Consider the following 222-nt stretch of genomic DNA (forward strand, 5'->3'; position numbering starts at 1 on the left):
GCGGCCGTCTTTCTTATGACGCTGAAAACGGTTACTCGCTCGCTCGCGGCGGCAAGGATCGTGACACCTGGGCCAAGACTGCTCGTGCAACGCTCCGCTTCTCGACCGCTTCGGAAACCGAACTCGGTACTCTGAAGACCTTCACCGAACTGCGTTACAACTGGAACGGCGGCGGCGACGGCGAAGAAGACGCATACGGCTCGAGCGAAAACAGCTCGCTGC

At 60.4% G+C, this 222-nt stretch carries 2 pseudogenes; one reads left to right on the plus strand and one right to left on the minus strand.

Annotated features, from left to right (window positions below):
* Positions 1 to 131: pseudogene (locus tag F9K91_RS26840) on the plus strand (porin); the annotation flags it as partial.
* Here F9K91_RS26840 and F9K91_RS26845 read toward each other — a convergent pair.
* Positions 108 to 222, minus strand: a pseudogene (locus F9K91_RS26845) (hypothetical protein); the annotation flags it as partial. The pseudogenes F9K91_RS26840 and F9K91_RS26845 sit on opposite strands and share 24 nt — an antisense overlap.

The sequence above is a fragment of the Brucella tritici genome (assembly GCF_008932295.1).
Taxonomy (GTDB): Bacteria; Pseudomonadota; Alphaproteobacteria; order Rhizobiales; family Rhizobiaceae; genus Brucella; species Brucella tritici.